This window comes from Actinokineospora auranticolor (assembly GCF_002934265.1).
Taxonomy (GTDB): Bacteria; Actinomycetota; Actinomycetes; order Mycobacteriales; family Pseudonocardiaceae; genus Actinokineospora; species Actinokineospora auranticolor.
This window is the reverse complement of sequence record NZ_PTIX01000004.1, coordinates 1-21,728: the sequence shown is the minus strand read 5'-3', so window position 1 is coordinate 21,728 and position 21,728 is coordinate 1. Positions and strand designations below refer to the sequence as shown.

15 protein-coding genes and 2 tRNA genes are annotated in these 21,728 nt (G+C 70.6%); 6 read left to right on the top strand and 11 right to left on the bottom strand.

Annotation, left to right across the window (positions count from 1 at the left end; all coding sequences use genetic code 11):
- The first annotated feature begins 298 nt into the window (after positions 1-298).
- The gene (locus CLV40_RS08685) at positions 299-1,636 is read left to right on the top strand and encodes an acyltransferase family protein (protein WP_104478356.1); all 1,338 of its coding nucleotides are present in this window, start codon (positions 299-301) and stop codon (positions 1,634-1,636) included.
- Here CLV40_RS08685 and lon read toward each other — a convergent pair.
- The 7 genes from lon to CLV40_RS08650 all read right to left on the bottom strand — a co-directional run bounded on the left by lon (position 1,590) and on the right by CLV40_RS08650 (position 8,809).
- Positions 1,590-3,950 carry an endopeptidase La gene (lon, locus tag CLV40_RS08680; protein ID WP_104478723.1) on the bottom strand — a complete coding sequence of 787 codons (2,361 nt, stop codon included), beginning with the start codon at positions 3,948-3,950 and terminating at the stop codon, positions 1,590-1,592. The two genes, CLV40_RS08685 and lon, sit on opposite strands and share 47 nt — an antisense overlap.
- A 39-nt stretch (positions 3,951-3,989) precedes the next feature.
- Positions 3,990-4,916: an amidohydrolase family protein gene (locus CLV40_RS08675; protein ID WP_104478355.1), complete on the bottom strand. Its 927-nt coding sequence runs from the start codon at positions 4,914-4,916 to the stop codon at positions 3,990-3,992.
- Positions 4,917-4,926: 10 nt separating this feature from the next.
- Entirely contained in the window at positions 4,927-5,403 is a 477-nt protein-coding gene (smpB, locus tag CLV40_RS08670; protein ID WP_104478354.1) for an SsrA-binding protein SmpB, read from the bottom strand.
- Between the two features lie 10 nt (positions 5,404-5,413).
- Positions 5,414-6,316, bottom strand: a complete 903-nt coding sequence (gene ftsX, locus CLV40_RS08665) for a permease-like cell division protein FtsX (RefSeq protein WP_104478353.1) — start codon at positions 6,314-6,316, stop codon at positions 5,414-5,416.
- A 59-nt stretch (positions 6,317-6,375) separates the two neighbouring features.
- Positions 6,376-7,065 carry a cell division ATP-binding protein FtsE gene (gene ftsE / locus CLV40_RS08660; RefSeq protein ID WP_104478352.1) on the bottom strand — a complete coding sequence of 230 codons (690 nt, stop codon included), beginning with the start codon at positions 7,063-7,065 and terminating at the stop codon, positions 6,376-6,378.
- Between the two features lie 90 nt (positions 7,066-7,155).
- Positions 7,156-8,256, bottom strand: coding sequence for a peptide chain release factor 2 (gene prfB, locus CLV40_RS08655; protein WP_104478351.1), 1,101 nt, complete (start codon positions 8,254-8,256; stop codon positions 7,156-7,158).
- 52 nt (positions 8,257-8,308) lie between these two features.
- On the bottom strand, positions 8,309-8,809 hold the full coding sequence (locus CLV40_RS08650; protein ID WP_104478722.1) for a PadR family transcriptional regulator: 501 nt from the start codon (positions 8,807-8,809) through the stop codon (positions 8,309-8,311).
- Between the two features lie 818 nt (positions 8,810-9,627).
- Between CLV40_RS08650 and CLV40_RS08645 the strand changes: the two genes are divergently transcribed.
- Positions 9,628-9,701, top strand: a tRNA-Met gene (locus tag CLV40_RS08645).
- 233 nt (positions 9,702-9,934) lie between these two features.
- Here the strand turns inward: CLV40_RS08645 and CLV40_RS08640 are convergent.
- Together CLV40_RS08640 and CLV40_RS08635 are read right to left on the bottom strand one after the other, a co-directional pair.
- A tRNA-Met gene (locus CLV40_RS08640) sits at positions 9,935-10,008 on the bottom strand.
- Positions 10,009-10,406: 398 nt separating this feature from the next.
- Complete coding sequence (locus tag CLV40_RS08635; RefSeq protein ID WP_104478350.1) at positions 10,407-13,412, bottom strand: UPF0182 family protein; 3,006 nt, start codon at positions 13,410-13,412, stop codon at positions 10,407-10,409.
- 251 nt (positions 13,413-13,663) lie between these two features.
- Here CLV40_RS08635 and CLV40_RS08630 point away from each other — a divergent pair, with 251 nt between their 5' ends.
- A complete protein-coding gene (locus tag CLV40_RS08630; RefSeq protein WP_104478349.1) occupies positions 13,664-14,221 on the top strand; it encodes a PPA1309 family protein in 558 nt (185 codons plus the stop codon).
- A gap of 23 nt (positions 14,222-14,244) precedes the next feature.
- On the opposite strand, the gene CLV40_RS08625 is transcribed toward CLV40_RS08630, so the two are convergent.
- Entirely contained in the window at positions 14,245-15,360 is a 1,116-nt protein-coding gene (locus CLV40_RS08625) for a YlbL family protein (protein ID WP_245931174.1), read from the bottom strand.
- A gap of 79 nt (positions 15,361-15,439) precedes the next feature.
- Between CLV40_RS08625 and CLV40_RS08620 the strand changes: the two genes are divergently transcribed.
- Positions 15,440-16,765 (top strand): zinc-dependent metalloprotease, encoded by a 1,326-nt coding sequence (locus CLV40_RS08620; protein ID WP_104478348.1) that lies wholly within the window; start codon positions 15,440-15,442, stop codon positions 16,763-16,765.
- A 745-nt stretch (positions 16,766-17,510) separates the two neighbouring features.
- Here CLV40_RS08620 and CLV40_RS08615 read toward each other — a convergent pair.
- On the bottom strand, positions 17,511-18,041 hold the full coding sequence (locus CLV40_RS08615; protein ID WP_104478720.1) for a M48 metallopeptidase family protein: 531 nt from the start codon (positions 18,039-18,041) through the stop codon (positions 17,511-17,513).
- Positions 18,042-18,152: 111 nt separating this feature from the next.
- Here CLV40_RS08615 and CLV40_RS08610 point away from each other — a divergent pair, with 111 nt between their 5' ends.
- Together CLV40_RS08610 and CLV40_RS08605 are read left to right on the top strand one after the other, a co-directional pair.
- Positions 18,153-19,331 carry a TOMM precursor leader peptide-binding protein gene (locus CLV40_RS08610; RefSeq protein WP_146107969.1) on the top strand — a complete coding sequence of 393 codons (1,179 nt, stop codon included), beginning with the start codon at positions 18,153-18,155 and terminating at the stop codon, positions 19,329-19,331.
- Positions 19,332-19,413: 82 nt separating this feature from the next.
- On the top strand, positions 19,414-20,721 hold the full coding sequence (locus CLV40_RS08605) for an ABC1 kinase family protein (protein WP_104478719.1): 1,308 nt from the start codon (positions 19,414-19,416) through the stop codon (positions 20,719-20,721).
- The last annotated feature ends 1,007 nt before the right edge of the window (positions 20,722-21,728 follow it).

Genomic DNA, 21,728 nt, shown 5'->3' with positions numbered 1-21,728 from the left:
GAACAATTCCGGCATACCGTCCGCAAAAGCAACCACGATCACACCCGCGCGCGCCAGCCAACGGGAACAGGTTCCGCTATTCAGTCCATAGTCCCGGTGTCCGCACCCAGAACAAGCGCATTCACGACGGTGTTATCACCCCGTCGGCGCGCTGTTCCCAGGTCAGGGGTGGGGACAGCCCTACCCCGCGCGGTGGTGCCCACCCCCAAACGATGACGCCTGCTGGCACGGCTGTGCGGACGGCCGCGCGCCGAGATGCTTTCGGTGTGTCGGGAGCAGCGGCGATTAGGGGGCAGTGATGTCGGGCAAGACGGGGTCGCGCCGGGACCCGTTCCTGGACGTGGTGCGGGTGGGCGCGGTGCTGCTGGTGGTCCTGCAGCACTGGCTGATGCCGGTGCTCGGCCGGGGCGGCGCGCACGGCGAGGTCATCGAGACCGGGAACGCGCTCGCCACGCCGGGCTGGTGGCTGATCACCTGGCTGTCGCAGGTGATGCCGATGGTGTTCTTCGCGGGCGGCGCGGCGAACCTGCACTCCTTCCGCGGCTCGCGGGACACGCGGGCCTGGCTGGCGAGCAGGCTGCGCAGGCTCGTGCTCCCCGTGCTCCCGCTCGCCGCGGTCTGGCTGGCGCTGCCGAACCTGTTGCTCAGCGCGGGTGTCCCGGCCCAACCGGTCGACATCGCGGGCGGCATCACCGCGCAGCTGCTGTGGTTCCTGGTCGTCTACCTGGTCGTCGTGGCGCTGACGCCGGTCATGACCGCGCTGCACGACCGCTTCGGCGTCCGCGTCCTGCTCCCCCTCGCCGCGCTCGCGGTGCTCGTCGACGTGGTCCGCTTCGCCGGTGTCCCCGAGGTCGGGTTCGCCAACGCGGTCGTGGTGTGGGTCACCGTGCACCAGCTCGGCATCTGCTACGCCGACGGGCTTTTCGCCAACACCGGCAAGCGTTCCCAGGCGCTGGTGGCCCTCGCCGGGTTCGGCGCCGTGGCCGCGATGGTCGCGTTCGGACCGTACGCGCCGAGCATGATCGGCATGCCGGGCGCGCCGATGTCGAACATGAGCCCGCCCGCCGCCGTGCTGCTGCCACTGGCGGTCGGTCAGCTGGGTCTACTCCTCCTGTTGCGCGACAAGCTGATCCGCTTCGCCGGTCCGGCGGTGGACGCGCTCGGCGCCCGCTGCACCACGATCTACCTGTGGCACATGCCCGCGCTGGTCGTGGTGGCCGGGATCGCGGTCATGGGCTTCGGTTACCACACCCCGGAACCCGGTTCGACGCAGTGGTTCGCCGCCGCGCCGATGTGGCTGGGCGCCACCGGTTACGTGCTGCACCTGCTGGTGAGGGTGTTCGGCCGGTTCGAGGTCGGCGGCGGCCGGGCCGTCCCCGCGACGGTGCCGCTGGTCGGCGCCTACCTCACCGCGGCGGCGGGCCTGCTCGGCCTGGTCGTGCACGGCTTCTCCCCCGACGGCCCCGGCGTCCTCGACGGCCCGCTGCCGTGGATCGCGCTCGTGGTCACCGGCGTCGTCCTCGGCCTGCGCCACGACCGCGGGCGGGCCGCCACCAAGCCGGTGACGACCCACCCGAACCCGGTCCAGGTCACGCGGCCAACCGCGCGCCCGCTCCCGGAGCCAGTGCCAGCGTGAGCACGTCCCGCACATCGCTGACCAGGTGCACGGTCAGCGCCGAGCGCACCGAGTCCGGCACCTCGTCGAGGTCCGGCTCGTTGCGCTGCGGCAGCAGGACCGTGGTGATGCCCGCGCGGTGGGCGGCGAGCAGCTTCTGCTTCACGCCGCCGATCGGCAGGACCCGACCGGTCAGGGACACCTCACCGGTCATCGCCACGTCCGAGCGCACCGGGCGACCGGACAGCAGCGAGGCCAGCGCGGTCGTCATGGTGACGCCCGCGCTCGGGCCGTCCTTGGGCACCGCGCCCGCCGGGACGTGCACGTGCACCCCGCGACCGGCCAGCTCCGCGACCGGCAGCCCCAGCTCGGGGCCGTGCGAACGCAGGTACGACAGCGCGATCTGCGCCGACTCCTTCATGACGTCACCCAGCTGCCCGGTCAACGTCACCCCGGGCCCGCCGCTGTCCTTCTCCGCCAACGACGCCTCGACGAACAGCACGTCACCGCCCGCGCCGGTCACCGCCAACCCGGTCGACACACCCGGCACCGCCGTCCGCTCCGCCGACTCCGGCGTGTGCTTGGGCTGCCCGAGGTAGCCCCGCAGATCACCGACGTCCACGCGCAGCGGCAACTCCGCGTCGCCCAGCGCCAACCGGGCCGCCACCTTGCGCAGCACCCGCGCGATGGCCCGCTCCAGCTGCCGCACCCCGGCCTCGCGGGTGTACTCCCCCGCCAGCAGCCGCAGCGCGGGCTCGCCGACCTCGACCTCGTCGGCGGTCAGCCCGGCGCGCTCCAGCTGCCGGGGCAGCAGGTGCCCGGACGCGATGGTGACCTTCTCGTCCTCGGTGTAGCCGTCGAGCCGCACCAGCTCCATGCGGTCCAGCAGCGGCTCCGGGATCGCCTCGACCACGTTCGCGGTGGCCAGGAAGACCACATCGGACAGGTCCAGCTCGACCTCCAGGTAGTGGTCCCGGAAGGTGTGGTTCTGCGCCGGGTCCAGCACCTCCAGCAGCGCCGCGGTCGGGTCGCCCCGGTAGTCCGCGCCCACCTTGTCGATCTCGTCGAGCAGCACCACCGGGTTCATCGACCCGGCTTCCTTGATGGCCCGCACGATCCGACCCGGCAGCGCGCCGACGTAGGTGCGTCGGTGGCCGCGGATCTCCGCCTCGTCGCGGACTCCGCCCAAAGCGACCCGGACGAACTTGCGCCCCATGGCCCGCGCCACCGACTCGCCCAGCGAGGTCTTGCCGACTCCGGGCGGACCGGCCAGCGCCAGCACCGCGCCGCTGCGCCGACCACCGACGACGCCGAGCCCGCGCTCGTCGCGCCGCTTGCGCACGGCCAGGTACTCGACGATCCGGTCCTTCACGTCGTCCAGGCCCGCGTGGTCGGCGTCGAGCACCGCCCGCGCGCCCTTGATGTCGTACGCGTCCTCGGTGCGGGTGCCCCACGGCAGCTCCAGCACGGTGTCCAGCCACGTGCGGATCCACCCGACCTCCGGCGACTGCTCCGAGGTGCGCTCCAACTTGTCCACTTCGGACAGCGCGGCGGTGCGCACGGTCTCCGGCAGGTCCGCGGCCTCCACCCGGGCGCGGTAGTCCTGCTCCTCGGACGCGGGCTTGCCGTCCAACTCGGCGAGTTCCTTGCGGATCGCCGCCAGCTGCTGCCGCAGCAGGAACTCGCGCTGCTGCTTCTCCATGCCCTCCTTGACGTCCTTGCGGATCGTCTCGGCGACGTCGAGCTCGGCCAGGTGCTCGCGACCCCACTCCAGCAGCTTCGCCAGCCGTGCGGAGACCTCGGTGGTCTCCAGCAGCCAGACCTTCTGCTCGTCGGACAGGTACGAGGCGTACCCGGCCATGTCGGCGAGCTGGGCCGGGTCGTCGAGCTGGGTGATGGTGTCGATCACCTGGTAGGCGCCGCGCTGCTGGAGGATGGTGGTGACCAGCCCCTTGTACTCGCGCGCCAGCTCGCGGGTGCGCTCGTCGGACGTCTCGTCCGCGGTCTCCACCTGCACCCACAGCGCCGCGCCGGGGCCGGTGGTACCCGCGCCGATCCGCACGCGGCCGGTGCCGCGCACCACCGCGGCCAGCTCACCGCCGGGTAGCCGCCCGACTTGTTCGACCACGGCCAACGTGCCGACCCGGGCGTACTTGCCCTCCAGCCTCGGCACGAGCACCACCCGCGCCGGTTCGGTCCCGGCCTGCGCGGCTTCCACGGCCGCGCGCGCCTCGGTGGCGTTGTCGGAACCGGTCAGCTGGACGGGGACGACCATGCCGGGCAGCAGGACCGTGTCATCCAGCGGCAGCACCGGCAGCGTCAGAGCCTCGGACATGTTCACCCTCCAGAATGTTGAGTCTGATCAGCTCAACCTCTATCGGGTGGTGTTTGTTTCCCGCTGGCGTTCGCCCAGAGCGAGCAGCCGGGCCGGGTTGTCGTGCAGCACCGCCCGCAGGAACGGTTCCCCCAGCTCAGGGGCCCGCGCCCAGTCCGCGATGGCCCGCAGCTGGGTGGCGTAGTCGTACGGGATGCTCGGGAAGTCGGTCCCCAGCACGACCCGGTCGGCCACGTCGGCCAGCCGCGCGGTCCAGTCCGCGGGCAGCGGCGCGTCGCCGAGCGTGAACCCGACCCCCACCATCGTGGTGTCCAGGTGCACGCCCGGATGACGCTCCGCCAAGTCCAACGCGCCCGACAGCTCCGGCATGCCCGCGTGCGCCAGCACCACGACCAGCCGCGGGTGCGCGCGCAGCACCTCCTCGAACACCGCCAGACCGGTGTGCGCGCCGCGCAGGGGCCCGTGTCCGCAGTGGACGACCACCGGCACCCCCGCCTCGGCCAGCAGGCCCCAGGCGGGCGCCAGCAGCGGGTCGCGCGGGTCGTAGCCGCCGACCTGCACGTGCGCCTTCACGCACCGGGCACCGGCGGCCAGCGCCGCGCCCAGGTAGCGGGCGACGGACGGTTCGGGGAACAGCGTCGCGGTCGGGACGGCCTCGGGCACGCGGGCGGCGAAGTCCAGGACCCACGACGTCAGCCACTCGGCCATGCCGGGCTTGTGCGGGTAGACCAGCGGCGCGAACCCGACCACGCCGAGCCCCCGCAACGCGGCCAACCGCTCGGCCTCCGACGAGCGGTAGTGGATCGGCCAGGCCCGGCCGTAGCGGCGCTCGGCGTCGTCGAAGTAGGCCCAGACCCTCTCCTGCACCCGCTCCGGCAGGAAGTGCACGTGCACGTCCACCAGCCCCGACAGCCCGAGGCCGCGCACCCACGCCGCGACCTCGGCATCGGACCCCGGTCCGGACACGACCGCGCGCCTAGGCCATGCCCTTGGCGCGGCGGCCCATGGCCTTGGCGATCTCCCGGTTGGCGTCGCGCTTGGCCAGGTCCTGGCGCTTGTCGTAGGCCTTCTTGCCCCGGGCCAGCGCCAGCTCGACCTTCACCTTGCCGTCGTTGAAGTACATCGACAGCGGGACCAGCGAGACCCCGGTCTCCTTGATCTTGCCGATCAGCTTGGTGATCTCGGCCCGGTGCAGCAGCAGCTTGCGGGTGCGCCGCGGCTCGTGGTTGGTCCACGTGCCCTGCGTGTACTCCGGGATGAACAGGTTGCGCAGGAACACCTCGCCGTCGTCCACCGTGGCGAACGCGTCGACGATCGACGCGCGACCCTCGCGCAGGCTCTTGACCTCGGTACCCACGAGGACCACACCGGCCTCGTAGGTATCGATGATCGAGTAGTCGTGACGGGCCTTGCGGTTGGTCACGATCGCCTTGCGGCCGCGTTCCTTAGCCATGGACCAGACTTTACGTGCGGACGTACAGGCGCAGCGTGACATATCCGGTGACAGCCGAAATGCCCAGCGCGACCAGCATCAGCCACGGCGACACCAGCAGGATGTCGATCCCGTCCACCGACCGCACCACGTTCGCCTTGATGGGGTCGGCCAGCACGTCGTCCAGGAAGGACATCTTCAGCAGCACCAGCAACCCGATGGCCAGCAGCGCGCCGATCAACCCGGTGACCATGGCCTCCAGGAGGAACGGCAGCTGGGTGTACCAGCGGGTCGCGCCCACCAGGCGCATGATCCCGACTTCCGTGCGTCTGGTGAACGCGGACAGCTGCACGGTGTTGGAGATCAGCAGCAGCGCCGCCACGGCCATGAACAGCGCGATGGCGAAGGTCATGTTCCGGAACCCGTTGAGCGCGTTGAAGAACCGGTCCAGGAACTCGCTCTGGTCGACCACGTTGTCCACGCCCGGCTTGCCGCTGTAGGCCTGGGTGATGACCTCCGGCCGGTCCGGGTCCTTGAGCCGGACCCGGAAGGACGCGGGCAGCGACTCCGGCCGGGTCAGCTTCACCAGCTCCGGCTGCGCCTCGAAGATCCGCTTGAACCGCTCGAAGGACGCCTGCCGGTTCTCGTAGGCCACCTCCTCCACCGCCGGGTCGGCGCGCAGCGCGGCCTGCAACCCCTTGCACGGGTCGTTGACGCACCCGCTGTCGGAGGCGGAGATGTCGTTGGTCAGGAAGACGCTGACCTCGACCTTGTCCTGGTAGAGCGTCTTGGTCTTGTCGATCATCCGCACCACCAGCAGACCACCGCCGAGCAGGGCGAGCGAGATGGCGGTCGTGATGATCATCGCGATGGTCATCGTGATGTTCCGGCGCAGACCGGTCACGACCTCGCTGAACACGAAGCTGGCACGCATCGGGGGTGGGGTTCCTCGCTTGTCCGGGGCGGTTCTTCTCGGCGGGCGGTGGCGGGGCGCTAGCGGCCGACGCCGTAGACGCCGCGGGCGTCGTCGCGCACGACCCGGCCCAGGTCGAGCTCGACGACCCGGCGCCGCATGGAGTCCACGATGGAGTGGTCGTGGGTGGCCATCAGGACGGTGGTGCCCGTGCGGTTGATCCGCTCCAGCAGCAGCATGATGTCCTGGCTGGTGTCCGGGTCCAGGTTTCCGGTCGGCTCGTCGGCGAGCAGCATCAGCGGCCGGTTCACGAAGGCCCGGGCGATCGCCACGCGCTGCTGCTCACCACCGGAGAGCTCGTGCGGCATCCGGCCCGCCTTGCCCTCCAGGCCGACCAGCTCGAGCACCTCCGGCACCACCTTGCGGATGGTGTGCCGGGGCTTGCCGATGACCTCCAGGGCGAAGGCGACGTTCTCCGCCACCGTCTTGTTCGCCAGCAGCCGGAAGTCCTGGAACACGCAGCCGATCGACTGCCGCAGCCGCGGCACCCGGCGGCGCGCCATCCGGGTCAGGTCGAAGTTGGCCACGTAGACCCGGCCCTTGCTGGGCACCTCCTCGCGCAGCAGGAGCCGCAGGAAGGTCGACTTCCCGGACCCCGACGCGCCGATGAGGAAGACGAACTCGCCCTTGTCGACCTGCACGGAAACGTTCTCCAGTGCGGGCCGCGTGGAGGTCTTGTAGACCTTGGAAACCTGTTCGAGCCGGATCACGGTCGGCGAGTCTACCTCTGGTCGTTATCGAGCCGTAGCCTGCTGCCCCGTTATGGTTTCCGCAGGTCACAGCGTGTGTTCGGGCCGTTACTACCGGGTGCGGCGCCAGCGGATCCCGGCCTCCAGGAAGCCGTCGATGTCGCCGTCGAGCACGGCGCTCGGGTTGCCCACCTCGAACTCGGTCCGCAGGTCCTTGACCATCTGGTACGGGTGCAGCACGTAGGTCCGCATCTGGTTGCCCCAGGAGCCGGTGGAGGTGTCCTTGAGCGCGTCCATCTTGGCCTGCTGCTCCTGGCGGCGGCGCTCCAGCAGCTTCGCCTGCAGCACGGCCATCGCGGAGGCCTTGTTCTGCAGCTGCGAGCGCTCGTTCTGGCAGGACACCACGATGCCGGTCGGCAGGTGGGTCAGCCGGACCGCGGAGTCGGTCGTGTTGACGCCCTGGCCACCGGGACCGGACGAGCGGTACACGTCGACCCGCAGGTCCTTCTCGTCGATCTCGACGTGGTCGGTCTGCTCCACGACCGGGGCGACCTCGACCGCGGCGAACGAGGTCTGCCTGCGGCCCTGGTTGTCGAACGGCGAGATGCGCACCAGGCGGTGCGTGCCCTGCTCGACCGACAGCGTGCCGTAGGCGTAGGGCGCGGTGACCTTGAAGGTCGCCGACTTGATGCCCGCCTCCTCGGCGTAGGAGGTGTCGTAGACGTCGATGGAGTAGCCGTGCCGCTCCGACCAGCGCAGGTACATGCGCATCAGCATCTCGGCGAAGTCGGCGGCGTCCACGCCACCGGCCTCGGACCGGATCGTCATCAGCGCGTCGCGGCCGTCGTACTCGCCGGAGAGCAGGGTGCGCACCTCGAGCGCCGAGATGTCGCCCTTGAGCTTGGCGTACTCCGCGTCCGCCTCGGCCGTGGTGTCGGCGTCGCCACCGTCCTCCTCGGCCAGCTCGTAGAGCACGCTGAGGTCGTCGAAGCGGGAGCGCAGGTCCTCGATCCGGCGCAGCTCACCCTGCCGGTGCGACAGCCTGCTGGTGACCTGCTGGGCCTCGTCGGGGTTGTCCCACAGGTCCGGCTTGGCGGCCTGCTCCTCCAGCTCGGCGATCTGCGCGCGCAGGCCTTCGAGGTCCATCACCGCCTCGACGTTGGCCAGCGAGGTGGAGAGTTCCTTGAGGAGGGCGGCGACGTCCGGGTTCACGTCGGAAGACTACGCGGACACGGGCGCCGCCGCTGCGGCGGAGGTCTGCCGACTAGGACTTCGGGATGGAGTCCAGCAGCTTCAGCACGGCCTTGGCCCGCGCCACGCCGAACTCCGCGATTGCCTTGGCGTACGGGTCCTCGGCGGTCTTGACGGCCGTCTTGGCCGCCTCGTGCTCGCCGTTGTAGACCTGCTTGGCCGAGTCGATGAGTCCCACGCGCTGCTTGGCGGTGAGCGTGCTCGCGTGCACCAGGCGCAGGATCAGCGGGCTGCGCAGGTGGTCCGGACCCGGCTCGCCGCCGAGCCACGACTTGAAGGCCTTCTTGCCCGCGGCGGTGATCACGTACTGCTGGCTGGAACGGGGCCCCTGCTTCCCGAGCCGGACCAGACCGGCGTCCGCCAGCGCGGGCAGCTCCCGGTAGACCTGGCTGCGGGTGACGCTGAAGAAAGAGCCGAAGCGCTCCCTGGCGGCGGACACGAGTTGACCACCGGTCTGCGGTCCCTCGTGCAGCAGTCCGAGAAGAGCCGCGGCGGTTGCATTCAATTCAGACACGTTGACCACGGTCCCACGTATGCGCCGCGCTGTCCACAGTGGCCAGGCAGCGCAGTCCACAGTGGCTGATCGCCCGCGCGCCCCGGAAGGACATTCGACCCGGGACCGATCGCGCAAGCGAGAGGCCCCATCCGGCCCAAAACCGGACGGTCCCACGTGGACCGCAGCGACTTGCTCCCCCAAAGGAGTGGATCTCTTCCCACCCCACAACCCGTTCGGCCCAGCGCCCCGACGGCGCCCCGTAGTCGGTACGAGAAGCGGGAATCGGCCGGAAAATACCCGCCGATGTGGCCTAGATCACGTCCAATCCCCCAGGTCGGGCCGCCCGGACGGGCCACGAGCCCCGGCGAACCCTCGACGAACGATGCGTTGATGGGAAAACTGTCACACCGGGAGCGCCGCCGGGCGGACCAGGGTGGACCGGTCCAGTGTGGACACCACGGCCGAAAACCCCCACTGCCAAACAGGTGCCGCAGACGACCGTGCGGATGCACGCGCACGCCGGAACCTCGCCCATACTCGAACTCCCGGCCTCCCAGTCGAACACTCACACCGAAACCAGTGCTGATCGATATGTCACCCGTTCCCCGCGCTCCCGCTCGCGCGCCCCACCCGAACCCCGCCCCGCCGCTGAGGACAGTCCTCACTAAATGACCCGGGTTACACCGACCATCCACAGAGGACATTCCACCCACCGCCCCACCCCCGCACCCCATTCCCCAAGATCCCCCCACCCCGGCCCGCGCCCCCCTTCCGCGCCCCCAACCCCACCCCCCTGAAAAAGCCGGTTGAGCCCCCTGATAGTCTTCTCTTACCGACGCGGGGTGGAGCAGCTCGGTAGCTCGCTGGGCTCATAACCCAGAGGTCGCAGGTTCAAATCCTGTCCCCGCTACAAGACGAAATGCCCGTGTGCTCAGCACACGGGCATTTCGTTTTCTCGTACTCCCCAGCCACACCCACCACTCGGGCCCCAGGCCCACCTCGCCACCGCACCCACCAGCGGTGCAACGATGACCTGGACCAGGGGCAGGCCTGCCCGCACCGCAGCGCATGGGACGGCATGTCCTCAACACAAAACGAACGGCTCTACTGGCATTAAGTGCCAGTAGAGCCGTTCGTCGTTTGTAGCGGGGACAGGATTTGAACCTGCGACCTCTGGGTTATGAGCCCAGCGAGCTACCGAGCTGCTCCACCCCGCGTCGGTAAAATGAACACTACAGGGGGCCGCGGAGGAAAGCAAATCGCGTGCCCGGGAACACAGCCGCGGCGGATCAGCCCTGGCCAGAGACCCAACACCAACCGCACGGCAGCCAGAGTCGCGCTTCGGTCTGTGGCCCCTCCGCAACCGCGGCCAACCCAGGCCCTGCCCACGACATCGTCCGGATCATCGCGGCGCACCCGGTCGGTCGCGCCGAACGACGAGCCGACCCCGGTCCGTGGCCCGCGACGACGACCGGTCCACCACGGCGAGCCGCCCGCGAAACGGCCCCGCACCGCAGTCCAGGGTCGAGCACGGCCCGGAACGCAACGCGGCCACCCGGTGGGCTGGAGGTCAGCCCGGCCGGGTGGCCGCGTCAGGGGACTAGCTCAGGGGGCGTCAGCCGCCACCGGAGGGCGGGGTGGGTGAGGGTGAGGCGCCCGGTGAGGACGGTGGGGTGGACGGTGTGGCGCCCGCCTTGGCCCGCGCGTCCTGGTAGCGCTTGCCCGCGGCCTCCAGGTCGGCCATCGCCTTGCCGATCGCGGCGAAGTCACCGTCGCGCTGGGCCTGGCGGAGGTTGCCCAGGGCGCTGTCGATCGCCTGGGCCGCCGCGTCGACCTCGGCGCTGGTGCCGCCCCCGGTGCTCGGTGGTGGCGCGCTGCTCGTCGGTGGCTGCGACGACGACGTGGTCGGCGGTGTCGACGTGCCGCCGCCGGTTTGCCCCGGTTTGGTCGCGGTGTCGCCCGTGCCCTCCCCGAACACCTCGTCCAGTGCCTCGTCGATCGTCGGCGCGAACCCGACCTTGCTGCCGAAGGCGACGAGCACCCGGGCCAGCTGCGGGAAGGAGTTCGCGTCCTTGCGTTGCACGTAGAGCGGTTCCACGTAGAGCAACCCGCCCGCGACCGGCAACGTCAGCAGGTTGCCGTAGGTCGGTGTGACGCTCGGGTTCTGCAGCAGCGTCCGGTTCTCGGTGACCTTCGGGGTTGTCTGGAACCGGTTCTGCACCTGCACCGGCCCCTCCGCCTGTTGGCCGGTCGAGGGTAGTCGCAACACCCTGATCTGCCCGTAGTCGTCCGGATCGGACGACGCGGATACCCACGACGCGAGGAAGTCACGGCTGAGCAGCGTCAGCGCGCTGGTGATCTGGAAGGTCGCGGTTTCCTGCCCGGGCGCCTGCGCGAGCACGTAGTACGGCGGCTGCTTGTCCCCGCTGGTGTTCGCGCCGTTGGACGCGCCGTCCTCGGTCGGGTCGCGCGGGACGCTCCAGAAGCTCTTCTGCGAGAAGAACTCGTTCGCGTCGGCCACGTGGTAGCGGGAGAGCAGTTCGCGCTGGACCTTGAACAGGTCCTCCGGGTACCGGAAGTGCGAGCGCAGCTCCGGGCTGATCTCCGACCCCGGCTTCACCGTGCCGGGGAACACGCCCTCCCACGCCTTGAGGACCGGGTCCTTGTCGTCGATGGAGTACAACGAGACCGTGCCGTCGTAGGCGTCGACGGTGGCCTTCACCGAGTTGCGGATGTAGCTGATCGTGCGGTTGTCCTGGACCCCGCCGAGCGAGTCGTTGGTGGCCTCACCGAGGGCGGTGCGCTGGGCGTACGGGTAGTTCTCCAGCGTGGTGTAGCCGTCGATGATCCACAGGATGCGGCCGTTGACCACCGCCGGGTACGGGTCGCCGTCGAGGGTCAGCCACGGCGCCACCTTGCTCACCCGGTCCCGCGGGCTCCGGTTGTACATGATCTTGGCGCCGTCGCCGATCTGCGACGAGAACAGGATGTTGCGCTCGGTGTTGTACGCGGCGAAGACCAACTTGTTGAACAGGTTGTCGATCGCCACACCACCCTTGCCGTCGTAGCCGGACGTGCTCGTGGAGGTGTCGTACTCCAGCGGCCTGCCGTTGTCCTTGCCGCCGACGATGGCGTAGTTGTCGGTGGCCAGCTCGCCGTAGTAGATGCGCGGCTGGTCGACCTTGATCGGCCCCTTGTTGGCCAGGTCGCTGACCTTGAAGACCGGGTACCCGCCCTGGTCGTCACCCTCGCCGAGCGCCGAGTTGACCGTGTTCGCGGGCGCGGCGACGAACCCGTTGCCGTGGGTGAAGACCATGTGCCGGTTGATCCAGCCGCCCTGGGTCTCGGTGAGCCCGCTGGTCTTGATCTCGCGCGCGGCGACGATGTAGTCCTGGGTCTTGCCGTCGACGGTGTAGCGGTCGACGTCGAGCTTGTCCGGGAAGCCGTAGAAGTTCTCCCGGCCCTCGCGCTGGGTGAAGGTGCGGGCGAGGATGTTCGGGTCCAGCAGGCGCACGTTCGAGATGGTGTTGAGGTTGCGCTGGTCGGACCGGATCTGCTGCGGCGAAGCGGTGGTGACGCCCGGGTAGTCCTCGGTCTTGACCTTGTTCGGGGTGAGCCCGTAGGCGGCCCGGGTGGCGTCGATGTTGCGCTGGATGGACAGCGCTTCCTTCGCGTTCTCGTTCGGCCGCACGGAGAACTGCTGGATGATCGCGGGCCACGCCGCGCCGACCAGGATCCCGGAGAGGATCAGCAGCGCGGTGGCGATGGCGGGCAGCTGCAGGTTCCGCAGGAACGCGCCCGCGAAGTACGCCACGGCGCAGAACGCCGCGATGAACATCAGGATCAGCTTGGCGGGCAGCACCGCGTTGAGGTCGGTGAAGTTCGCGCCGCTGAACAGGTCGTGGTTGTTGAAGAGCAGTTCGTAGCGCTCGAAGAAGTAGTCGACCGCGTAGACGAGCACGAACACGCCCGCCGTGATCGACAGCTGCATGCGCGCGGGCGCGGCGAGCTGCCCGCCCTTGCCCGCCAACCGGATCCCGCCGAACAGGTAGTGGGTGATCAGCGCGCCGAAGAAGGCGACCGCGACGGCGATGAACAACCAGTTGATCAGCCAGGTGATGAACGGCAGCGTGAACGCGTAGAACCCGAGGTCGATGCCGAACTGCGCGTCGGTGACGCCGAAGTCGGAGCCGTTGAGCAGCAACTGCACCTGCTGCCAGTCCGACTGCGCGGCGGAGCCCGCGATCACGCCCATGATCACCGGCAGGCCGATGCCGAACAGCTTGACCCGGCCCACGATCGTGGACCGGTAGCGGGCGAGTGGATCGTCCGTGCTGGACACCGGGACGAACACCGGGCGGGTGCGGTAGGCCACCCACAGGCTCACCGCGAGCAGACCGCCGACCAGCGCGCCGGTGGCGAAGAACAGCACGACGCGTGTCCACAGGACGGTGGTGAACACCGACCGGAAGTCGACCTCGCCGAACCACAGCCAGTTCACGTAGGTGTTGAGCAGCCGCGAGCCGACCAGCAGGAGCAGGATCAGGGCGGCGGCTATGTAGAGCAGGACGCGGCTGCGCCGGGACAGCTTCGGCAGGCCGATCGGGGGCCGAGTGGCCACTGGGCACGCTCCATCAGTAGCGGACTATCGACGTACTAACTTCAACCAACTGCTCGACTAGCACGGTTCGGACGACGGGTGGGCGGACCGCCCTGGTTGTTCAACTCTATTAGGACCGGTTCGGGTTCCCGCGAGGGTGTCCGAATTGTGTGGATGACTGGCGAGCATGTGGATAACTCCCGGCGAACGCGCCCACCCCGGGCGATCACCGGCCCGACCGCTCGGCATCGGGCCGCGCGCCGGATGCGACCATGGTCGTCGTGAGCGATCCCGGTACCCACGACCTGCCCGCCGCCACCCGCGAGGTCGAGGAGTTCGTCAACGCGGGCGGGTGGGACCAGCCCGCGCAGCTGTTCGCGTTCGTGCCCACCGCGCAGCTGCTGGACGAGCGCCCCGAGCTGGCCGACCAGGTGGACCCGGCGTCGACGCTGACCCCGGTCGCGCAGGACGCGCTGCCCGACGGCGACCTCGGCGCCGCGCTGACCACGATCATGTGGCCGCCCGCGGTGGTGGGCTGCGCGCTGGTCCAGGAGATCGTCATGCTGCCGCCGGAAGCGGAGGCCGACCTGCCCGCCGCCGACGGCGACACGCTGGGCAGGCTCGCCGCCGAGCACCCCCAGGCGCGCGAGGCCCGGTTGGTCGCGGCGGCGCTGCGCGACGGCTCGGTCGCCTGCGTGCTGCGGCTGCGCGCCGTCGCCAGCACGAATCCCGATTCCACCGGATCGGGTGAGCCGATCGACGAGCTCGTCGAGCACCCGGACCTGGCCGCCAACCTCACCGCGGCGCTGCTCGACACCCTGCGCGACTGAGCCCGGCACCGGAACCCCAGTCCTCAGCAGCCCGGAACCGGCCGCCCGGCCTTCAGGTTGTCCAGCGCGGCGACCGCGTCGTCGAGGGTGGCCACCTTCACCAGCCGCAGGCCGTCCGGGGCGTTGTCCTTGGCCTCGGCGCAGTTGCCCTCCGGGACCAGGAAGGTGGTGACCCCCGCCTCCTTGGCGGCGGTCATCTTGAACGGGATGCCGCCGATGCGCTCGACCCGGCCGTCCTCCTCGATCTCGCCGGTGCCCGCGATGTTCTGCCCGCCCGCGAGGTCACCGGGGGTGAGCCGGTCGACGATGGCCAGCGAGAACATCAACCCGGCCGAGGGACCGCCCACGTTCTCCAGGTGGATCGTGGTCTTGAAGTCCACGTCCGGGCGGTCGGTGGTGCGCACCCCCATGAACCCCTCCGCCTGGGGGTCGCCGCCGAAGTCGGTCGAGGTGCCCAGGGTGATGGTGCCCTGCTTCTCCTGGCCGTCGCGGCGGTAGGTGACGGGGATGGTGTCGCCCGGCTTGGTGCCCGCGAGCGCCGCCCGCACGTCCGTGGCCACGGTGATCTTCTTGCCGTTGACCTCGACGAACTCGTCGCCGGGCACGAGCACCTTGTCCGCGGGCGCGCCCGTGGTGATCTCCTTGGCGATGGGCTTGGTCGGGTACTTGAGGTGGTGCAGCGCGGCGATCTCGGCGTTGCTCTGCGAGTCCTGGAACATCTTCGTGTTCTGCTGCTCGATCTGCTCCTCGGTCTCCCCCGGCTTGAAGTAGTCCTCGCGGGGGGCCAGCGCGTAGCGGCCGCTGACCCAGAGGCCGAGCGCGCCGAAGAGGGTGATCTCGCTGTTCACCGAGACGGTGGTCATCCGCAGCTGACCGCTGGTCGGGTAGGTCGGCGCGCCGTCGACGGACACGACCTGGACGTTCTCGACCGAGCCGAGGGTGTCGTAGGTCGGGCCGGGGCCAAGCGACACGTACGGGATGGGCACCAGCAGGCCGACCAGCAACAGGCCGAGCGACACGACGAAGGCCACGATGACCGTCCACCCCCGCCGGGACAGCGTCCGTGGGGACGGCGCCGGGGGCGACCCGGCGTCCGGGGTGGGCTGCTGGGTCGCTGGGGCATCCGGTGCGGTGCTCACAAACGCACAGGGTACGTGCGTTCGCCGACGGCGGATCACCGGACGGCGCGCGGCTGGCGACGCCGCGTACCGTGGACCCATGAGCGAGTTCACGTTCGGCTTCAGCGCGCCGGACCCCGACGACCGGGACAAGAACAAGGACCCGAACAACCCGGGTCCGGGTGGTCCGGGCGGTGCCGGGGGGAACCCGTTCGACCAGCTCGGGCAGATGTTGAGCCAGCTCGGACAGATGATCAGCCAGGCGGGTTCGTCGAGCGGGCCGGTCAACTACGACCTGGCCAAGCAGATCGCCGTGCAGAAGCTCGGCGGCCAGATCGGCTTCACCGCGCCGCCGGAGGCCGCCAAGGCCGTCACCGACGCGGTGCACTTGGCCGAGATGTGGCTGGACCCGGTGACCACGCTGCCCGCGGGCGCCACGGCCACCAGGGCGTGGACCGCGCGCGACTGGATCGAGCACACGCTGCCCACCTGGCAGCGGCTGTGCGACCCGGTGGCCAGGCGGATGGCGGGCGCCTGGGTCGAGGCGCTGCCCGCGGAGGCCAAGCAGCAGGCGGGTCCGCTGCTGGCGATGGTCGGGCAGATGGGTGGCATGGCCTTCGGCTCGCAGCTGGGCAACGCGCTGGCCCAGCTCGGCTCCGAGGTGCTCACCGCGACCGACATCGGCCTGCCGCTGGGCCCGGTGGGGACGGCGGCGCTGCTGCCCGCCAACATCGAGGAGTTCACCAAGGGCCTCGAGCGCCCGGCCAGCGAGGTGATGGTGTTCATCGCCGCGCGCGAGGCCGCCCACCAGCGCCTCTTCGCGCACGTGCCGTGGCTGCGCCAGCGGCTGCTGGCCACCGTCGAGGAGTTCGCCGACGGCATCAAGGTCGACATCTCGGCGCTGGAACAGCTGGCCACCCAGGTGGACCCGAGCAGCCCGGAGACCATCGAGCAGGCCATGCAGTCGGGTCTGCTGGAACCGCAGACCACCCCGGAGCAGAAGGCCGCCCTGACCCGCCTCGAAACCCTGTTGGCCCTGGTCGAGGGCTGGGTCGACATCGTCGTGGGCGACGCGGTCGGTGACCGCCTCCCCGGCGCCGACGCGCTGCGCGAAACCCTCCGCCGCCGCCGCGCCTCGGGCGGACCGGCCGAACAGACCTTCGCGACCCTCGTGGGCCTCGAACTGCGCCCCCGCCGCCTCCGAGCCGCCACCTCCCTCTGGCGACTCGTGACCGACCAGCACGGCATCGACAAGCGCGATGGCCTCTGGGCCCACCCGGACCTGATGCCCACGGCGTCGGACCTGGACGACCCCCTGGAGTTCAGCGACCGCCTGGGCGGCGCGGACACCCTGGAAGACGACCCGATCGCCCAACTGAAACGCACCGAGGAAGCCGAACGCGACCAGCACGAAGACGAGTCCTGACGGCAGCAGACTGAGGTGAAAGGGCCGGGGGTCCCCCGGCCCTTCTTCCATCGATCCCCCAGCAGCTCCCCCACCCGAGCCGCCCACCACCACACCACCCCACTGCGCCGGCCAAGCCCGCCCCGCCCAGATCCGCTCTCAGCGGGTTATCCACATCCCCGGCGTCCATCCACAGGTTTCCGTGCCCCCTTCCCGACCACCCCAGCGCCGATAGACTGGAGCAGGGCTGTCCCCCCAGAGGAGGGCGGGGGCCGTCCTGGGTCCGGGCGGGGTGTTGAAATAGCCACCGACCAGGCGATTCCCGGCCAAGCCGAGCCTGCTGCCCACCGCCCAAGCCGCACTCGCCCACACCGCACAGCCACCCCGGCAAACCGGCTCCACCCCACCAAGGTGAACCCGCTACCCGCCGACGTGTGCCAACCCGACCCCGCCCAACTCTTCGCGCTCCCAAGAACTGCTCGATGGGCGTGGGTTGTCTTTGCGTGGGGGACGAGTCCGCCCAAGCTTCCCTGCGGGTGGGGTGGCTCGCCCATCCCCACCGCTCTTGCCCCACCGCAGGCTCGTAGGGGCCCCGCGCAAAGACAATTCACCCCATCGAGCGCAGCTCGACACTCGCGCCCAGACCACGAGAGAACCGCACCACGCCGGGTCGGAACATCACCGTGCGGGACCAGCGGCGAACCGCTGCCCCGACACCGACCGAACCACCCAGAACGCGAGAACCGCTCACCAACCGACCCCGGCCTCAGTCGTCGCCGGCGATCCCCCACCCCGCAGCCGCCGACAACCCCTCCAAGTACCCCACCGCCCGCTCCGTCCGCGGATACGCGCTGACCAACTCCCAGAAGTCCGCCCCGTGCCCCGGCACCAATAAATGCGCCAACTCGTGCACCAGCACGTAGTCCAACACCCACGACGGCGCCGTCCGCAACCGCTCACTCACCCGGATCGTCCGATCAGCCGGTGTGCACGACGCCCACCGGGTCCGCATCGGCGGCACCCACCGCACCGACCTGGGCGTACACCGCCCCCCGAAGTACAGCCCCGACAACTCCCCGCACCGCTCCAGCAGCGCGTCGTCGGACGTGCGCGCGGGCGAGCGCCTGCGGGACTCGTTGCGCAGCAGCCTGCGCTGCATCTCCTGGACCCAGTGGGCTTCTTCCTTCTTGGAGAGCCGAGCCGGGATGAGGACGATCACGGTGTCGCCTTCGCGGTACGCCGTGACGGTGCGGGTTCTGCGCTTGCTCCGGCGCACCTCGACTTGTGGTTCGGCCACAACCACAACCGTAAGGGGCGACACCGACATCGCGGGAGGACCGGGCGGGTGTGACTCTCGCCTGTGGACAACTTCCGGCAGCCGAACGGCCCCATCGGCCACGCTGAGCACATGACTGAGAGCGAATCCGTGCTCCCCCATGGGGATCGGCTCCCCGACCGCCCGCGCGTGCGCCCGGGGGTGGCCGTGCTGCACCGGCGCGCGGGCGAGGTGCAGTTCGGCCTCGACCCGCGCCGCGCGCTGCTGATCGGCGACCTGCCCGCCCCGGTCGTCGCGGTCGCCGTAGACCTCACCGGAGGCCGGACCACGGCCGAACTGCTCGCCGGGCTGGGCCCGCCGGACCGGTCGGCGCTGCGCGAGCTGCTGGGCGAGTTGACGGCGCGCGGCGTGGTCGAGGACGCCGCCGCGCCCGCCCCGGCCGTGGCGAGCAGGCTCCTGGCGGACGACGCGCTGGCCGCGTGGCGGCCGGTCGCGCCGCTGCCCGCGGACCGCCGCGACGCGGGGGTCGAGGTGCGCGGCGACGGCAGGCTGGCGGTGGCCGTCGCCTGCCTGCTGGCCCAGGCCGGGGTGGGCCACGTGACCGTGCGGGCGTCCGGCGTGGTGACGGCCGCGGAGGTGGGCGCGGAGCTGCGGACCGACGACGTCGGGCGGGCGCGGCGGGCGGCGGCGCACGACGCGGTCCGCCGCGCCGACCCGTCGGTCAACACGCGTGGATTCACCAACGTCCGCCCCGACCTGGTGCTGCTGACCGACGCGCTGGTGCCGGACCCGGTGGTGGTGGCCGGGCTGGCCGAACGGGGGCTGCCGCACCTGTGCGTGAGCAGCCGGGACGGCGAGGGGCTGGTGGGGCCGCTGGTGGTGCCGGGGCTGAGCTGCTGCGTGCGCTGCCTGGACCACCACCGGGCCCGGGCGGATCCGTGCTGGCCGCTGGTGGCCGCGCAGCTGGCGGGCCGCAGCCAACCCGCCGACCTGGCGACGGCGCACGTCACCGCCGGGGTCGCGGCGGCGCAGGCCCTGCGCGCGGTGGCGTGGCTGCGCGACCCGTGGACGCCGCCGCCGAGCACGTGGAACGCCACCGTGGCCGTGGACGCGTTCGCCGCCACGCTGCGGCGCACGGCGTGGGAGCCGCACCCCGAGTGCGTGTGCCGCGCGGCGACCCGCCCCACGTACCGGCACCTGCTCCCGGGCGCTCGCCGCCAACAACCCACCACCGGTTCCCGTCGGCCGCCGGGGCGGTCGACCGCCGAAAGCTCCCCCAAACTCATCGATAGGGGAGATATCGGACGTTGATGTGTGCTGGTCGACAGGTGCCGCGCGACGTATTCCTCTGCGACCGCTTGCCTCGACAAGGGACAATCGACCGGTGACCGAGATGCCACGCAAGACCGTCGCGCGCACGGCGCGGCTCGCCAGCATTCCGCTGGGGGTCGCGGGCCGGACCGTCGGCGGCTGGGGGAAGCGGCTGGCAGGCCAGAGCGCGGAGCAGGTGAGCGCCGAGCTCTCGGCGCGCACCGCGGAGCAGCTGTTCGAGGTGCTGGGGCAGCTCAAGGGCGGCGCCATGAAGTTCGGCCAGGCGCTGTCGGTGTTCGAGGCGGCGGTGCCCGACGACATGGCCGAGCCGTACCGGGAGGCGTTGACCAAGCTGCAGGCCGCGGCGCCGCCGATGAGCACCCCGGCGATGCACCGGGTGATGGCGCAGCAGCTGGGCCGCGGCTGGCGGGAGCGGTTCGCCGAGTTCGACGACCAGCCCGCCGCGGCGGCCAGCATCGGCCAGGTCCACCGCGGCGTGTGGCACGACGGCAGGCCGGTCGCCGTCAAGGTCCAGTACCCGGGCGCGGACGAGGCGCTGCTGTCGGACCTGCGGCAGCTGCAGCGGTTCAGCAGGCTGTTCCAGCCGTTCGCGCCGGGCATGGAGATCAAGCCGCTGCTGCAGGAACTCACCGACCGGATGACCGAGGAGCTGGACTACCGCGCCGAGGCGGACAACCAGCGGCGCTTCGCCAAGGCGTTCGCCGGGGACGAGCAGGTCCTGGTCCCGCGCGTCGTGGCCAGCTCGCCGAAGGTGACGATCACCGAGTGGGTGGACGGCAAGCCGCTGGCCGCGATCATCCGCGAGGGCAGCCGCGCCGAGCGCGACCTGGCGGGCAGGCTCCTCTCGGAGTTCCACTTCTCGTCCCCCGCGCGCGCCGGGCTGCTGCACTCCGACCCGCACCCGGGCAACTTCATGCTCACCCCGGACGGCCGCCTCTGCGCCATCGACTTCGGCGCCGTCGCCCGGCTCCCCGAGGGCCTGCCCCGCCCCCTGGGCCGGATGACCCGCCTGGCGCTGCAAGGCGACTCGGCCGAGCTGATGGAGCTGATGCGCGACGAGGGCTTCATCCGCCAAGGCATGCGGCTCGACCCGGAGCACGTGCTGGCCTACCTGGCCCCGTTCGCCGAACCCGCGTCGGTGGAGACCTTCCACTTCACCCGCCACTGGATGCAACGCCAAGCCGAACGGGTCGGCGACCTGCGCGGCCAGGACTTCAAGACCGGCCGCTCGCTGAACCTGCCACCCCAGTACCTGCTGATCCAGCGCGTCACCGCGGGCGCCACCGGCATCCTCTGCCAACTCGACGCCGAGTTCTCGATGCGCGACATCATCTCCCGGTGGCAACCGGGCTTCGCCGACGAGAACTAGCTCCCCGACCAGTACTCAGGCGGCAACTTCCCCTCGATGTCCCGCACATGAGCCCGCGCACAAGCCGAACACAACCACCGCACCCCACCCCCGTCCTGCTCCCGAACCCAAGCCAACGCCTCCACCACGGAGGCATCGGCCCGAGACCGACCACAACGGGAACAGACCTCGGCTCTGCCGTCGTCGCTCACGGCTAAGCAGGCTACGCCGCGACCAGCAACCCCGCGGCCGGACAAGCCGCCCCTTCGGGCACAGTCGCCAGCCACCGGCTTCGACCTCGAAGCAACCGACGAAACACGTCGTCACGGCTCCCGGCCCAGTCTGAGCTGTCCTCCGGCTGCCTGTCTGCTCAAACCCCTCGCGGTGTCCGGAGCCAAGTCGCGCACCGGTGACCATGGGCCGCGACCGCTCGGCACAACACCTGGGCGTGGTCAGGCTGAGTGTGCGTGCCGGGTGACTTACCGATCGCCCGACAGCCCGCACGTGGACTGGCTCCAGCGAACAGCCGCGCCCGTCAGGGGCACAGCTCCGCCCACCCAGCCAGCTTCGTTCCGGCTTCGCCAGCCGCCGCACGAACTCGACGAGAAGTCCAGGGCCTCGGTACTGATCAGCCACACGCCAGCCACGCACCTCTGCTGACACGAAGACCACCGCCCCGAACCCCGCACAGGCCCTCCAATGATTCCCGATGTGGTTGTCAAGCCGCAGCGGGTTGGGTTGTGGACTCAAGGTGTCGGCAATGGGTCTTGGTGCGGGCATGGCGAAGATGCCGTCGCAGCGACGTGCCTGCACAAGGATTCGGGTCACCAACGCGATGCCTGCCTAGGCGCAATGCTGGTCGGTTAGGTGGTTTCGGCTGGTCGGCGGCGGTGTCGGGTCGTGCTGGGCGGGGTGAGGGTGATGTTCGAGTGAGGTGGTCGGCTGTTTCGGAGTTGTTGTCGGTGTCGTGCGCGTTTGACCGGGAAGTTGCTCATTTTCCGTTTGATCACCCGCGGGTAGCTCCGGTG